The organism is Chitinophaga eiseniae, from assembly GCF_900167135.1.
GTDB lineage: Bacteria > Bacteroidota > Bacteroidia > Chitinophagales > Chitinophagaceae > Chitinophaga > Chitinophaga eiseniae.
Map to the genome: position 1 here is coordinate 34,686 of NZ_FUWZ01000009.1, position 14,855 is coordinate 49,540.

Below are 14,855 nucleotides of genomic sequence, written 5' to 3' on the forward strand. Positions count from 1 at the left end.
GACGATAATATGGAGTTTTTACCTACTATCAGCAAGGAAGTAATAGCTGCTGCAGGCAGCGATGACTGGGCGTTTATTTATGCAGTGCTTGAACCGTACCAGGATGCCATTGAGGAAGCGGAGGAGGAAGAAACGATCCTTGATCAGCTGACGGATGACCAGCATACCCTGTTGATCTACGATGCGCTGTACGGACAGGTCACCAACGGTGGCTTTCTGCAGTTGATCCACAACGGCTACGGGCAGTTTGTTTTTGACGGTGTTTTTATAGAAGACCTCGGGAGATGGTCGCTGAACAAGACTGCAGCCTTGCTTACAAAGGCTGAAGCCATTTATACCGGGCATAAAGCGTTCCTGGAACAGGAGCGCGAGCTTGAGGCTTTTTCCGCGCTTTATAAGGAGTTCACAGCGTTTGAGCCCCTGGATAATGCTTTTTATGATATCATGGACGAAGAAGTGGCCCGCTTCAGAAAGTACATTGAAACGAACCTGGCTTCGTTTGTAAAGGTGACAGCATAGTTTAGTACCGATAAATATTAACCGTATGGACATTGAACAATACAAACAGCAATTTGACGAGCAGGACGCAGTGGGATGGGACTGTATCGACGGCGCTATGGAAAAGCTTTACCCGGGGCAGGAACCCAGGCATTATGCTCCGGGTTTATATTATGCCTTGGGTGGCGACAATCCCCTGGATGGCATCAGCGTTTATGAAAGCCGGCAACAGGCCGATCACCTGCATTTTGTGACCTACGGTTTTTCTGAGCTTTATTATGATGAGGAGGCAGCGGGCGGAGAATTCAGCAAGTTCGGCTTTGAGCTCACGTTCAGGCTGAAGAAAGCCACCGAAACAGAAGATCCCAACTGGGCCTGTAATTTGCTGCAGAATATCGCCAAGTACGTGTTCAGTTCCGGCAGATGGTTTGAAGAATTTCATTTTATCCCGGCCAATGGCCCTATCAGGCTGGAATACGATACAGACATTACGGCCCTTGCTTTCATCAAAGACCCGGAGCTGGGAACAATCACCACGCCGCACGGTCAAGTCACTTTTCTGCAAATGGTAGGCATCACCACCAACGAATATGAGTCGCTGATGAAGAACCCTACTACAGCGGAGTGTGAGCTGTTGCTGCAGCGGCTGCATGCTGAGAATGCGCTGCTGATCACCGATCTCGACAGGAAATAACGTATTTTTTATCCTTATATGATAAAGCGGAAAAAAGGCCGGTCTTCAGGGACCGGCTTTTTTTTGCAAAAAATTACGGATGAGGTAAAACCTTTTCAAAAATCGCCCCGTATCTAATACCATCTGAGTGGATAATCGTATTGAAGGAACTATCAACATATACCGAGCAAGAGCTGATTACTGCGTTGAAATTACGCAGGGAGGAGGCTTTTAATTACCTGTACGATCATTATTCCGCTGCATTAAACGGCGTCATCCGTAACATTATCCCGGAAGTACATACCGCAACAGACCTCTTACAGGAAGTGTTCATTAAAATATGGCGGCAGATTGACAACTACGACCCTTCGAGGGGCAGGTTGTACACCTGGATGTTTACCATTGCAAGAACGGCGGCCATCGATCACGTGCGCAGCAAAAGCTGGCAAAATAGTTTGCGGAACAGCGAACTGACCGAGGGCAGTCAACAATTGGCGGATCACAACATTCTTCCTTCCGATGAGCTCGGCTTACGTAAAATTGTACATACGCTGAAAGACGAACACAAGGCGGTATTGGAATTGTCTTACTTCCAGGGCTATACGCAGGAGGAAATCGCCCGGTTGATCAATATCCCTGTAAACACGGTCAAAACAAGAATCCGGGCTGCTATTTTGCAACTGAAAAAAAAGATAAAGCGATAACGTGGATATCAAGGCATACATAGAAAGTGGCATCATCGAGAGCTATGTCTTAGGCTTAGCTACTCCGCAGGAAGCGGATGAGCTGCAGCGTTTAAGCCAGACCTATCCTGAAATAGCAGCGGCGGTTGCCGGGGGGGAACAGTGGCTCCGGGAAACTGCGGACCATTATGCGCTACCGGCCCCCGAGGAGCTGAAAACACAGTTGCTTGCTCGCCTGGAGCATGAGTTTCAACCGGAAAAACAGGCGCCTGACCTACGCTACTACCGCAGGGACCTGTTTAAATACGCTGCCGCGGTACTATTGTTATTGCTCACTGTCAGCGGGTTACTGAATGTATATCTGTATAACAACTATCGGAATGCCAGCCGTGATTTTGTCCGGCTTCAATCCGGGATCGACATGATGGCTGCAGACAACAAGGCCTTTCAGGCAAAACTGGCCGTTCTTGAACAGGACCTGCGGTTTATTACCGCCCCCGGAACAATAAAAGTGCCGCTGGCCGGTGTCTCCGGGAGGGAAGACTACTTTGCGACACTTTACTGGAACACACAAACAAAAAACGTGTACCTGACTGCCAATCATCTGCCGGCGCCGGCGCCTGGGAAACAATATCAGTTGTGGGCGATAGTTGATGGAAAACCCGTGTCTGCCGGGCTGTTAAATCCAAATTGTACCGACCTGTGCATGGTAACCCCGGTTCAGCAGGCGCAGGCATTTGCCATCACCCTAGAAAAGACCGGTGGGAATCCCACGCCCACATCGGACCAGATGGTTGTGTTGGGTAAAGTAAAGGCCTAAACGAAATCTTCGTTCAAAAAATAATATCAACCCAAACTTTTAAACAAACTATCTCGTATCTGATTATGTGTTTGGAGTTATAATAGTTAGTTATCCTGATTAATTACTGTTCATTTTTTAGCTTCTAATTTTATTCTTATGGAAAACTTGCATCCGGTTTTGCCCTCTGCGGGCAATAATGACCGTCTATTGCCCGATAAGCTCGGCAGGAGAAAATTCCTTACTTATTGCGGCTTGGCAGCATCGGCCGCTACGTTGGCAGCCTGTAAAAAGGACAAGGATAATAACAATATGCCGCCTGCGGGTAGTATTGACCTGGGGATGGGAGACATTGGGATTCTTAATTATGCCTTTGCATTGGAGCAGCTGGAAGCCGCCTTTTACACACAGGTGGTCGCCAGTCCATATTCCGGAATAACTGCCGGCGAGCTTGCCTTGCTGACCGACATCCGGGACCATGAAGTTGCGCACCGGGAGTTTTTTAAGGCAGCTTTAGGCACCAAAGCGATCGTGAGTCTCGAGGTAAACTTCTCCGCTGTCAATTTCGGTAGCAGGGATAGTGTACTGGCTACTGCCAAAGCCTTCGAAGATCTTGGCGTTTCGGCCTATAATGGTGCAGGACAATTGATAACAGATCCTGCTTACCTGTTGCTGGCAGGTAAAATAGTTTCGGTAGAAGCGCGGCATGCAGCCTATATCCGTGATCTGATCAGCAACGGGTCTTTTGCGGATAATACCGTTGTCGATGCCAGTGGCCTGGATTTGGCCAGCAAACCCGCAGACGTGCTGATGGCGGCGAAGCCATTTTTGAAATCGGTATTATATGCGGGGAATCTGCCCACGGCGTAATCTGTTTTATCTCATAAAAATAAAGTCATGAACATACAAAATATTATCTCGGAAATAGCACAGTTCGATTCTGAGGTGTACGACCGTCTTGACTCCCGCCGGGCTGCGATGCGGCAGTTTACCCGTTGGGGAGGCAGACTGGCACTGGCGGCGGTACCTTTTGCACTGGGCAGCATGTTTAAAAAAGCATATGGCCAGTCTTCCGGCGGCGGTATAACAGCGGTACTCAACTATGCCCTGACGCTCGAATACCTTGAAGCGGAGTTTTATACGAAAGGCGCGGCTTCAGGAGTGGTACCGGCAGGGACACCGGCAGTGGGTGCCATTAACACTATCCGCGATCATGAGAACGCCCATGTGGTTTTTCTTAAAAATGCCCTCAATGCCATGGGCGCCACGCCGGTTCCTAAGCCTACTTTCGACTTTACCGCCGGCGGAGCATTCGCGAACATATTTTCCAATTACGATACCTTTCTGGCGGTAGCCCAGACATTTGAAGACACCGGCGTCAGGGCTTATAAAGGGAGGGCGGCAGAGCTGATCACTAATAACGCCGTGCTCACGGCAGCGTTACAGATACATTCCGTGGAGGCCAGACATGCATCTCATATCCGCCAGATGCGGAAGGCGAGAGGAGCTGGTCTGAAGCCGTGGATTACCGGCAAAGATACGGGAGGGATTGGAGCGGCTGTGCAGGCCAGTTATAATGGCGAAGAACTGACGAACCAGGCGGGCGTCGATATCACCAAATTTGTAAGTGCCAATGCTGCCAGCGAAAGTTTTGACGAACCACTCACTGCTGAGCAGGTACTGGCCATCGTAAAACCCTTTATTGTATAAACCATCATTTCTCACTTTTATCTTAATAGTTATGAAAAAAGCAATTATCCTGTTGGCCGTATGTCTGCCAATTTCGATGCAGTTCGCAGCAGGTATGTCATCTGTTTCAAGGACCGATATGCCTGTTGTTGTAGTGCGTGACTGGACCAAATCCGCCACTGCTACCTGGCCGGCCATGAAAGACGGTAAAACGCTGTGGTACAAGCTCGACAAAAAAGCTGGCCTCTGGTGGAGCGCGGACGGAAAAAAATGGGCTGCCGTTAAGGAAGGGGCCTGGATGGACAAAGACGGCAAATGGCTCAAGATACACGAACACAAACTGGTGTGGAGCACAGACGGCAAGTCATGGTCAGAAGTACCCGAATGGAAGTGGGAAGGATCCGACGGCAAGTGGTACAAATTCGATAACAACTGGACCCTGTGGGTGAATGAATAGGCACAGGCCCTGATTTTTTTTGACGGCGATCCATGGAAAAGGGCTGCACCAAAAGTGAAAACTTTTGGCCAGCCCTTTATAATTATGCAGAGCGGCAGCGTGTCCCGGATGATGTGGAGTCACTGCTGACCTGCCTCTACGGAGCGCATTGGGGTAGCGATGATTTTATTTCGGTGTTGTTATTTTGATAACAGGCGTATAGTTGTAATACCCTGCAGGATTGTCCTGTCCCCCGATCCGTGCGGCGGCCCGGATATAGTATACACTACCGGATTTGAGGCCGGTGAATGTTTTCTCGTAAATAGTGGCTTCCACGGTCGCATCGGGTATGTTCTGCACATCCTGTATGTCATTCAGCGTATAGCTGTTGACGTCAATACCTTCGGTGGTGCCGATAACAGCTACCAGTCTTGCTATTTTCTGCGTGTTGCCGTTGTGTTTAACACTATACTTCACCGTTACACTGTTGTTGGTGACATTGCCGGTGATTGCCGTTACTTTCAGGAATGGCGTTACGGGGATGTTTTTTTGGGTATTGGCGGCAATGTCCACCACCAGCGTATCCCTGTAATAGAAAGGCCCTTCAGCCACGATACGGTATTTCCCGGTAAAGAGCAGGTTGTTGGCGTAGGAACCGTCAGGATGCACTGCCGTATTGATCGGATTGGGGTTGCTGCTGCTGTATCCTACCTGGTAATAGCGGATCACGGCGCCGTTAAATGTTTGCACAGGCACGGCTTCGTTGGTTTTGATGTCCGTGAGCCGGCCTTGTATGCTGGCATCGGGCGCGGCGTAATTGTCTTTCTTGCATCCGGTGAACGCTGCGCTGCCCAGCAGGAGCGCCATACAGCTATTGATGAGATGTTGTTTCATGTGTTGGTCCTTTTTGTTTTAGTTAGAAACCCGGGTTTTGCACGAGGTTGCTGTTCTTATCGATCTCGCCGGTAGGGATTCGCTGATAGTACATCCGGGAGAGGAAGGTGCGGGTGTTTTTCGGCGCCGGCACGATCTGGAAGGTGTATTTCATATCGGCAGGGGATTTCCCGTTTTCCCACATGAGCCAGGGGTACAATGCATGGAACTGCGTATTGTTCAGCAGGTCGGTAGCGATGCGCCAGCGGCAGATGTCCCACCATCTGTGGTTTTCGAAGGCCAGTTCCACCTGGCGTTCGTGGCGTACCTGGTCACGGGTAATGCTGCTGAGGGTTTTGATGCCTGCGCGGTCGCGCAGCAGGTTGATGGCGCCCAGCGCTTCGGCCGTTTTCCCCAGCTCAATAGCGGCTTCTGCGTAGTTCAGCAGTACTTCACCATATCGGAATACGATCCAGGGGGTGGTAGAACGGCCATCTGCCAGTCTGTTGACAGGGTCCATGAATTTTTTTACATAGAAACCTGTTTTGGTAGGATCGCCACTGAGCAGCGGGCCGTCCTTGCCTACGCGAGGGATGCTGTGGGCGCCGCTGCCATAGGTGTCAGTGAGGTTGGCGGCGGTGAACTGTACGCCATTGTCTATCACGCCTCTTCTCAGTTCCACGACGCCGCCCTGCCAGGGAGCACCCGGGTACAGGATGCTGGCCAGAAAGCGGGGATCTTTGTCTTTAAACAGATCGGCGGTGCTATTATACACGATAGGGTTACCGGTTGCATCTTTTACTTTCAGTTTCCCCGGCGAACCGTCAGTGTATTCAAAGCTTTCCACCAGCTCCAGCGTGGGATTGGTAGCGCAGCCGTAGTCTACTTTGAAACTCTGTGGCGCGTTATAGAAGTCGAAGCCATGTGCCAGGTCGGGCGACTGGTACGTTTTCACGAAAATGACTTCCTTGTTTTTATCCAGGTCGGCGCCGGTGATGAACAGCTGCTGGAAGTTGGTGGTTTTATCACCATTGCCGTTAAACAATTGGAATTTTCCGGAGCTGATGATTTTCTGTGCGGCGTCGTAGGCTTTTTGCCAGTAGCCGTTTGCGTTAGCCGCAATGCCAACGACACCGCCGAGTTGCACGGAGCCGTATTTCGCAATAGATGCTGCATACAGCATGGCCCGGCATTTTAAGGCGAGGGCGGCGTAGCGGGTGGCGCGGTAACGGTTATCAGCGTTATAGGCTTCCGGCAGCTGGTCGGTGATGGCGTCCAGCTCGGAAGCGATAAAGTCATAAACTTCCTGTTCTTTGTTGCGCGGCACTTTCAGCGCTTCGGGATCGCCGTTGTACTGCTGTACTTTGGTGATCAGGGGCACGCCGCCGTAACGTTTTACGAGAGAGAAATAGTAGAACGCCCTCACGAAGCGTGCTTCTGCAAGGAAACCGGCTTTTTGTTCAGCGGAGATGTTTGGGGCATCAGGGATTTTCTCGATGAAATCGTTGACATTTCTCACGTAATTGTACTGCCACCAGGCGAACATTTCATCGCCGAGGATGGGATCGAGGGTAGCGCCCCAGCTGTAGGAGCGTACTGCTTCGTCGCTGGCCTGGCTGGGGAAAGCGGCCTGGTTGCCTTCTACCCAGTAGTCGAAAGCTTCCGTTTGCATCCTGCTGTAAAGGTTGGCGGTCAGCGCCTGTACGCCGGAAACGGAACCATAGGCGGCATCATCGGAGATGATGTCCTGTGCTTTTCTTTCCAGGAAATCTTTGTTGCAGGAGGCCGACAGCGTCAGCAGCAGCGCAAGGGATATCTGTTTGTGTATTTTTCTCATGGTGAATAGTTAAGAGGATCAGAATTGCAGGTTCATGCCCAGGGTGAGTACACGTTGCTGCGGATAGTACTTTCCGTTACCGGCCGCGTTGGTGTCGTCGTTGGTGGGCATTTCCGGGTCAATGAATTTCAGGTTGTCGAACGTGAGGAGGTTCTGTGCAGAGAAATAGAACCGCACCTGTTCGATACCGGCTTTCGACAGCATGGGTTTAGGCAGGGAGTAGCCCAGTTCCATGGTTTTCAACCGCAGGTAGGACGCGTCTTTCAGCCAGAAGGAGGATACGCCTTTGTTATTATCGAGGCCGTTAGAGATGGTAGACGGATATTTGCCCGGCACCCATTCGCTTTGCGGATTGTACGGGTCTTTGCGGTGCCAGCGGTCGGTGAAGTAGGCAAAGGCATTGGAGCCGTTGCTGAAAGGGTCTCTCATGGCGCCGTCTATCAGGATGTTGTAGTTGGCGGCGCCCTGGAACAGCATGGAGAGGCTGAAGCCTTTCCAGGTAACGGCGAGATTGAGGCCGTAGTATAATTCCGGTGTGTTGCCGCGGCCGATTACCTTGCGGTCGTTGCCGTCGATGATACCGTCGCCGTTGAGATCTTCATATTTGAGATCGCCGGGTTTGAGGGTGGTATTACCTTTGCGGTCCTGTATGGCCCAACCGGCAATCTCTTCCTGGCTCTGGAACTGGCCGACGGCGTTATATCCCCAGATCATGTTGCTCCATCTGTTGTTGTTATTGTCTTTCCAGTTGGCGAAAGCGTTGGTGGAGCTGGCGCGTTCCTGGTACAGATTACGTGTGCGCGTCCAGGTGATATTGGGATATACGTTGAGTACCACGTCGCCGATTTTTTTATTATAGCCCAGTACCAGTTCGAAGCCCTGTGTACGGTCGCTGTTCAGGTTCTCCGCAGGCAATCCGGCGCCATAGGTGCCGGGGAGGGAAAGCACTCTTTGTGCGAACAGGCCGGTACGTTTGCGGGAGAAGAAGTCCAGTTCAACGGTGAACGTGTTCTGCAGGAAGCCGGCTTCGAACCCGATATTGGCGGTGGTGGCGTTAAACCAGGTGATGAGAGGGTTAGGCAGCCCGGAAGGAGTCAGTCCACCTACGATGTTTTTACCGAAGATATAGCCGCCATCCGGATAGCGGTAGCCCGTAAGGTATTGGAAGGGGGCGGCGGAGCCGTCGTCGCCCATCTGGCCCCAGGAGCCTCTGATCTTGAGGTTATTGACCAGGCGGGTCATATTGCGGAAGAATGTTTCATCGCTCATTCTCCATCCGGCAGACACAGTGGGGAAGAAGCCCCATCGGTGGCCGGGCGCCAGTTTATAGGAGCCGTCGTAGCGGAAACCCAGTTCCAGCAGATAGCGGTCTTTATAATCATAATTCACCCTGCCTACATAGCCCATATAGGCGGCTTCGCTGGCTTTGCCGTTGTTGTTTTTGTTGGTATTGGCGCCGGCGAAGAGCTGGTCCAGCGCGTCGAGCATAAACTCACGATAGGCTTCAAACTGACTGCCGGTCGTTTGCCTTTGTTCAAACAGGAGCAGGCCTTTGAGGTGATGGTCACGCGCCAACGTTTTGGTATAGTTGAGCGACAGCTGCATGAGGGTGTTTTCTTCCTGTACTTCGTCCTGCCTCAGGTTCGTGGGGGCGTTGCCGATATATCCCACATCGTATTTATTCGTAGCGGCGTTATAGTTATACAGGTTAAATTGTTTCACCCATTTTTTGTTGTTGGCGGTACCGGACTGGTAGGAGTAGAGGGCTTTGGCGCTGAGTCCGTCTACGAAAGGAATGTCGTAGGCAAGGGAGGCGATGCCGCTCAGGTATTTGTATTTCTGGGCGGAGTATCCTGAGTAATCACTGTTCATGGAAGCCAGTACGTTCTGGCTGAAGTTGGTCACAGCGTAGTAGTCCGGGTTGCCGTTGGCGTACAGCGGATAGGTAGGATAGGCGCGTTGCACCTGGTCCATCAGTGTTACGGTTTCTGCTGCAGGATAGTGGCGGTTTTCGAGGCGGCCGCCGAGGTTGAGTTCCGCTGTGAGCCGTTTGTTGATTTTAGTGCTGATATTGCTGCGGAAGTTGTAGCGGTTGAAGCGGGTATCGCCGCTTTTCCACATGCCTTGTTGGTTGAGATATCCGAGGGAGAAGAAGTAGCGGGTGGATTCGGTGCCTCCGCTGACGTTCACGTTGTGATATTGTTGTGGTGTGTTTTTACGGATGGCGGCGTTGTACCAGTCGGTGCTTTCATAGCCGGCCTGCCCTTCACGGTATTTTTGTACTTTATCGGCGCCATACACGGGCGCCAGGCCCTGGTTGAGCTGCGATTCGTCTGTCAACTCGGCGAATTCGGCGGCGTTGACATAACGGGGATAGCGGGTATTGCTCTGGAGGCCGAAGTAGGTATTGTAGGTAATTTTTGGCCTGGACACGTTTCCTCTTTTGGTGGTGACCAGTACTACGCCGTTGGCGGCTTTGATGCCGTATACCGCTGCTGCTGCGTCTTTCAGGATGGAGATGCTTTCTATTTCAGAAGGATCGAGTTGTTCGAAGGTGGAGGGAACGCCGTCCACGATGACGAGGGCAGCGCCGAAGCCTCTGATATCGATGCGGGAGCCGTCTTTGCCGGGTTCGCCGCTGTTCTGCACTGCGCGGATGCCCGGTAGCCTGCCGGCGAGGGCGTTGCTGACATTGGTGACGGGGGATCTGGCGATTTCCTGTCCTTTTACGGAGGCAACGGAGCCGGTGATGTTCACTTTTTTCTGTGTGCCATAGCCTACGACCACCACCTGGTTGAGATCACTGATGGCCTGTGTAAGCGTCACCTGCAGGGTGGTCTGGTTGCCTGCGGCGATTTCACGGGGCGTGTAGCCAACGAGAGAAAATATGAGTACGTCTGTTTCGCTGACTTCCAGTTTAAACGTTCCGTTTTCGTCGGTGTGGGCGCCTCGCCGGGTGCCTTTGATGCCGACGCTGACGTAGGCCAGCGGGTTCCCTTTTTCATCGGTCACGCGGCCGCTGATGGTGTTTGCCACAGCAGCGGGAGCCGGGGTGCCCGGAGTTGTTTTGCGGGTCACGATCACGGTGTTGTCGATAATCTCGTAGGAGAGGGGCTGCTGACTGAGGGCCGCTTTCATCACCTGGTCGATGGTGCCGCGGGAGATGTTGAGGTTGACCGGTTTTGTTCCGGCCAGCCATTCGTCGCGGTATACAAAGGTGTAATGGCTTTGTTGTTCTATCAGCGCGAAGATGCTTTCGAGTGGTTTGTTTTTTACCGACACGGAGAGCTGTTGCGCAGATACACCGGCGGATACATTGATGCAGAATAGTGTGAGCAGTAAGGTGGTTAGCTTCATAACCCTGATGACTTTATTACGGAGGCAACTGCCCAGGGGCTTTGTTGCCTGTCGCCTTCCCGGGCGACCGGTGAACAAAAACCGTGTTTCGGGCACGGTTTTAACATAACAATCCAATTGCATAGATTTGCAGTGTTTGGGTTTAGAGATCAATAATCTTAGTCGGATATTGTTTTACGGTAACCCGGACATTCAGCCAGGGGCGGTTCCAAGCGCTCCTGGTTTTTTATGGGCTACCTGTGGCGCAGTGTGTGCCGCGCATTTTTCATAACGTTTGTTGATTTTGGTTAATAATGACTGGTCATACCGTAGTTTTTAAAGGTGAATAAATGCCGGCGTTGGAATTCAGGATGAGGGAAATACGAGGAGCCTGCCCGCTTCCTGTTTGCAGCGGATACCACTGAGTTCGAGGATGCGGATTACGCCGGACAGTTTCATGTTTCGTGGTACCTTGCCCGTTATATGTCCCTGTGGTACGCTTCCCTGGTAGACGATATCGATGTTGTACCAGCGGCTGATCTGGCGTAGTACCATAGGGATATTGTTGCCTGAGAAGCGGAACTGGCCGTCTTTCCAGGCGGTGGCGAGGGTTGTTTCCGTTTCTCCGACGGAGATGTGGCCGTTTTCATTGTTCACTACCGCCTGTTGGCCTGGCGCGAGTATTTTCTCTGTTGTTCCCTGTTTTACTTTTACGGCGCCGTTCAGCAGCGTGGTGTGGATGCCGTTTTCATCGGCATAACCCATGATATTGAAGCTGGTGCCCAGTACGGCGATTTGTGTGTTGCGTACTTTCACGCTGAAAGGACTGGAGGCGCTGGCAGCCACTTCAAAATAGCCTTCGCCGTTCAGTTCCACGCTTCTCTCCCTGTTGCTGAAAACGACAGGATATTTCAGCGAGCTGGCAGCGTTTAGCCATACGCGTGAGCCATCCGGAAGGACGAGTTTATACTGTCCGCCTTTGGGGACGGACATGATGTTATACAAGGTGTCTGTGAGTGCGCCGGAGTGTTCATCTACATAGAGAATGGAGCCATCTTCTTTTTTGATGATGCGTACGCCGCCCTGTTGCGCCAGTGCGCCGTTGCCGGCGCTGTCGAGCAGGATCTGGCGGCCGTTGCTCAGGGTGAGCACGGCCTTGTCCGACCCCGGTGCGGCGTCTTGTACAATGGTGGCCATCTGTTGAGATAGCGGCGTTTTGGTGTGCCAGTGGTGCCAGCAGTAGCCGGCGGTAACAATGGCGGCTGTTACCGCGGCGGCTGCCCACCAGCGGCGCCGGCGCGATGGCGCGACCGTTGCCGTATGACCCGGAATACCTGTCCGGGCGGCTATTTGATTCCATATCCTGTTTTCCTGTTCTGCCTCACTGGCGGCAAACGACACGGGTATCTCCACCGCGTCATCCTGACCGGCGTTGTACCAGGCGGCATATTCCTGCGCTTCTTCCGGCGTGATGGTGCCCTTCAGCCATTTCTCCGCCAGCACTTCATACCGGCTTTGTTCCTTTTCCTGGCTCATACAAAAGAGGTCTTTTATAATAAGTCAATCGAAAAGAACAAATCCCCATATTTTTCTAAAAAAAATTAAAAATTATCGTCGAATCAATAAAAAAAATTAATAAACGGGAAAATTGTATCAGGGAAGCGTGGCGAACAACAAAGCGGAGAGATGTTTAAGGCCGGTCTTTAATGTTTTGACTGCCCGTGCGAGATTGTGTTCAACGGCCTTCTCGGAGATATTCATCTGTTGGGCGATTTCTTTATGGGAGAGGCCCATTTCGCGGCTCAGCTGATAAGTAAGCCGGCAACGTTCGGGCAAAGCGGCCACCAGGCCGGAGAGCAGGTCTTTCAGGTCTTCGAAACGCAGCCATTGCTCGGTGGAATGGTCTTCGGGCGATATATTTTCCATGGCATAGGAAGAGTAAGCCCTGGCCCTTTTTTTCTTTGCCTGCAGATTGATGACGCGGTACTTCATGGCCACGGCGAGATAAGCAGGCAGCGGTCCGGTCAGGGTAAGTGTTTCGCGGCGGTCCCATACATCTGAAAAAACATCCTGTACCAGTTCTTCCGCTTCCCCGAGGTTGTCCAGTTTGTTGGCAGCCACGGAAAACAGTAGTTTCCAGTAACGCTTGTAGATAGTGGTGAAAGCATTTTCGTCTCCTTCGCGGAGTAAATGTAACAGTTGTATGTCGGCCAGTTCCTGCATATCGTCTCGTCCGCCAAGGAAAATAAATTTCGGGAAATAACCAAATACGCATGTTATTTTATCTATCTGTTGTGAAGACGCCGGTGGATTACCATCAACGTAAGATACCCCGGGCAGAGGCCCGGGGCAATGTTTACATGCAATCCTTAATAATCTGGCAGCCTGCTGGATGTATAGCGCTGCAGGGCTGCAGATTTTTCAATACCATCTTTTAACCGGGACCTGCACCTGCGTCCCTTGTCTGCAGGAATTTTCACCCTGTATATTGAAGCCACAAAATTTGTCTAATTTTGGATGATCATGGTAATCCAGTTTTAACTTAAATAGATGGTCCAGATGCTCAGACCCTGGAAAACGATATTAACGCTTGACTTTAATAATCCGCACTTGTCGGTATACCGGCAGATAGCGGACGGTATTGTGAAGGAGATAAAGAAAGGAAGGTTGAAACCCGGCACCCCGCTGCCGGGAACGCGCATACTGGCAGCAGATCTCGGCGTGAACCGGAAAACAGTGGTGCTGGCCTATGAAGAACTGACGGCGGAAGGCTGGCTGGAGACAGCAGACAAAAGCGGCACTTTTGTTTCCACGGAACTGCCCGACAGGAAGGCGCAGCCGACGAAGAAAACAGCCGGCTTCACCTTCAACGATCATGAGCGGCTGAGTCCTATACCGCAGGAGGTGAATGCCAACCTCATCGTGTTTAACGACGGCTGGCCGGATGTGCGGTTAGCGCCGCTCGATGAACTGGCCAAGGCGTACAAGCGTATTTTTCAGCAGAAAGCGCGCTGGCGTATGCTGGGCTACGGTCATGAACAGGGCGATGAAAGACTAAGGGCCGCGGTATCGGGCATGCTGTCTTTTAAAAGAGGCATGAACACCGACCCGCAGCAGATCTGCATCACCCGCGGCAGCCAGATGGCGCTGTACCTGACGGCACAAACGCTGCTGCAGCCGGGAGACACCGTCGCCATTGAATCGCCGGGCTATCTGCCGGCCCGGCAGACGTTTGTGAACGCCGGGGCCCGCATGGTGCATATCCCTGTGGATGAGAAAGGACTGATGACAGACGTGCTGGAAGAGGTATGCCGCACCACAACGCTGAAGGCGGTGTATGTAACACCGCATCACCAGTTTCCCACCGCCGTCAGCATGAAAGTGGAGCGGCGCCTTAAACTGTTGGAGCTGTCCAACCGCTACGGCTTTGCCATCATCGAAGATGACTACGATCACGAATTCCATTTCAGCGCCAGGAGCCTGCTGCCGCTGGCAAGCCACGAAGGTGCAGGCAACGTGATTTACATCAGCTCCCTGAGCAAACTGGTAGCACCGGCGGTGCGGATCGGTTACGTGACAGGGCCGCCGGCCTTCGTGGCGGCGCTGGCGCAGTTAAGGCGGCTGATAGACCGCCAGGGCGATCCTATCATGGAACTGGCCGTAGCCGGCCTGATGGAAGAGGGCATTATCAACCGTCATGCCCGGAGGGCATCCAATATTTATAAAGAAAGACGGGAAAAAATGGACCAGCTGCTGCATCAGTATCTCGACAAACAGGTGATCTTCCAGAAACCGGAGGGCGGGCTGGCCTTCTGGGTGAAGTTCGTGAAACCGACGGACACCAGTCAACTGGCGGCACGCCTGCTAAAGAAAGGCGTTTCTGTGATGGCCACAGAATTGTTCTGTTTTGATGGTAACCCGCTGAACGCATTGCGGCTGGGGTATGCTTCGCTGACACCTGCGGAACTGGAAGAAGGAATTCGTATACTCGCTACCGTAGTAAAGTAGCGGTTGCCTGTTTAACCGGGTTG

13 protein-coding genes are annotated in these 14,855 nt (G+C 52.1%); 8 read left to right on the forward strand and 5 right to left on the reverse strand.

What is annotated here, in order from left to right; translation table 11 throughout:
• Positions 1-9 precede the first annotated feature (9 nt).
• From B5D63_RS33535 to B5D63_RS33565, 7 genes are all read left to right on the forward strand, one after another.
• Positions 10-519 carry a DMP19 family protein gene (locus B5D63_RS33535; RefSeq protein ID WP_078673273.1) on the forward strand — a complete coding sequence of 170 codons (510 nt, stop codon included), beginning with the start codon at positions 10-12 and terminating at the stop codon, positions 517-519.
• A gap of 25 nt (positions 520-544) precedes the next feature.
• Complete coding sequence (locus B5D63_RS33540; protein ID WP_078673274.1) at positions 545-1,192, forward strand: suppressor of fused domain protein; 648 nt, start codon at positions 545-547, stop codon at positions 1,190-1,192.
• 140 nt (positions 1,193-1,332) lie between these two features.
• A complete protein-coding gene (locus B5D63_RS33545) occupies positions 1,333-1,875 on the forward strand; it encodes an RNA polymerase sigma factor (protein ID WP_235021698.1) in 543 nt (180 codons plus the stop codon).
• 1 nt (position 1,876) lies between these two features.
• Positions 1,877-2,674: an anti-sigma factor gene (locus B5D63_RS33550; protein ID WP_078673276.1), complete on the forward strand. Its 798-nt coding sequence runs from the start codon at positions 1,877-1,879 to the stop codon at positions 2,672-2,674.
• A gap of 138 nt (positions 2,675-2,812) precedes the next feature.
• A complete protein-coding gene (locus B5D63_RS33555; RefSeq protein WP_078673277.1) occupies positions 2,813-3,523 on the forward strand; it encodes a ferritin-like domain-containing protein in 711 nt (236 codons plus the stop codon).
• Positions 3,524-3,550: 27 nt separating this feature from the next.
• Entirely contained in the window at positions 3,551-4,363 is an 813-nt protein-coding gene (locus tag B5D63_RS33560) for a ferritin-like domain-containing protein (protein ID WP_078673278.1), read from the forward strand.
• 31 nt (positions 4,364-4,394) lie between these two features.
• Entirely contained in the window at positions 4,395-4,799 is a 405-nt protein-coding gene (locus B5D63_RS33565; protein ID WP_078673279.1) for a hypothetical protein, read from the forward strand.
• Between the two features lie 165 nt (positions 4,800-4,964).
• Here B5D63_RS33565 and B5D63_RS33570 read toward each other — a convergent pair whose 3' ends face one another.
• From B5D63_RS33570 to B5D63_RS33590, 5 genes are all read right to left on the reverse strand, one after another.
• Positions 4,965-5,672 (reverse strand): DUF3823 domain-containing protein, encoded by a 708-nt coding sequence (locus tag B5D63_RS33570; protein WP_078673280.1) that lies wholly within the window; start codon positions 5,670-5,672, stop codon positions 4,965-4,967.
• A 22-nt stretch (positions 5,673-5,694) separates the two neighbouring features.
• On the reverse strand, positions 5,695-7,488 hold the full coding sequence (locus tag B5D63_RS33575) for a RagB/SusD family nutrient uptake outer membrane protein (protein WP_078673281.1): 1,794 nt from the start codon (positions 7,486-7,488) through the stop codon (positions 5,695-5,697).
• 18 nt (positions 7,489-7,506) lie between these two features.
• Positions 7,507-10,845: a TonB-dependent receptor gene (locus B5D63_RS33580; RefSeq protein ID WP_159456267.1), complete on the reverse strand. Its 3,339-nt coding sequence runs from the start codon at positions 10,843-10,845 to the stop codon at positions 7,507-7,509.
• A gap of 345 nt (positions 10,846-11,190) precedes the next feature.
• Positions 11,191-12,360, reverse strand: a complete 1,170-nt coding sequence (locus B5D63_RS33585) for a FecR family protein (protein WP_078673283.1) — start codon at positions 12,358-12,360, stop codon at positions 11,191-11,193.
• A gap of 117 nt (positions 12,361-12,477) precedes the next feature.
• Positions 12,478-13,047: an RNA polymerase sigma factor gene (locus B5D63_RS33590; protein WP_078673284.1), complete on the reverse strand. Its 570-nt coding sequence runs from the start codon at positions 13,045-13,047 to the stop codon at positions 12,478-12,480.
• A gap of 327 nt (positions 13,048-13,374) precedes the next feature.
• Between B5D63_RS33590 and pdxR the strand changes: the two genes are divergently transcribed.
• Positions 13,375-14,832: a MocR-like pyridoxine biosynthesis transcription factor PdxR gene (gene pdxR / locus B5D63_RS33595; RefSeq protein ID WP_078673285.1), complete on the forward strand. Its 1,458-nt coding sequence runs from the start codon at positions 13,375-13,377 to the stop codon at positions 14,830-14,832.
• Positions 14,833-14,855 lie beyond the last annotated feature (23 nt).

Excerpts from the sequence above, each read along its gene's own strand:
- B5D63_RS33565 (WP_078673279.1), top strand. The coding sequence starts at position 4,395 with ATGAAAAAAGCAATTATCCTGTTGGCCGTATGTCTGCCAATTTCGATG.
- B5D63_RS33580 (WP_159456267.1), bottom strand. The coding sequence starts at position 10,845 with ATGAAGCTAACCACCTTACTGCTCACACTATTCTGCATCAATGTATCC.
- B5D63_RS33540 (WP_078673274.1), top strand. The coding sequence starts at position 545 with ATGGACATTGAACAATACAAACAGCAATTTGACGAGCAGGACGCAGTG.
- B5D63_RS33575 (WP_078673281.1), bottom strand. The coding sequence starts at position 7,488 with ATGAGAAAAATACACAAACAGATATCCCTTGCGCTGCTGCTGACGCTG.
- B5D63_RS33570 (WP_078673280.1), bottom strand. The coding sequence starts at position 5,672 with ATGAAACAACATCTCATCAATAGCTGTATGGCGCTCCTGCTGGGCAGC.
- B5D63_RS33585 (WP_078673283.1), bottom strand. The coding sequence starts at position 12,360 with ATGAGCCAGGAAAAGGAACAAAGCCGGTATGAAGTGCTGGCGGAGAAA.
- B5D63_RS33555 (WP_078673277.1), top strand. The coding sequence starts at position 2,813 with ATGGAAAACTTGCATCCGGTTTTGCCCTCTGCGGGCAATAATGACCGT.
- B5D63_RS33590 (WP_078673284.1), bottom strand. The coding sequence starts at position 13,047 with ATGCAGGAACTGGCCGACATACAACTGTTACATTTACTCCGCGAAGGA.
- B5D63_RS33535 (WP_078673273.1), top strand. The coding sequence starts at position 10 with ATGGAGTTTTTACCTACTATCAGCAAGGAAGTAATAGCTGCTGCAGGC.
- B5D63_RS33560 (WP_078673278.1), top strand. The coding sequence starts at position 3,551 with ATGAACATACAAAATATTATCTCGGAAATAGCACAGTTCGATTCTGAG.
- pdxR (WP_078673285.1), top strand. The coding sequence starts at position 13,375 with ATGGTCCAGATGCTCAGACCCTGGAAAACGATATTAACGCTTGACTTT.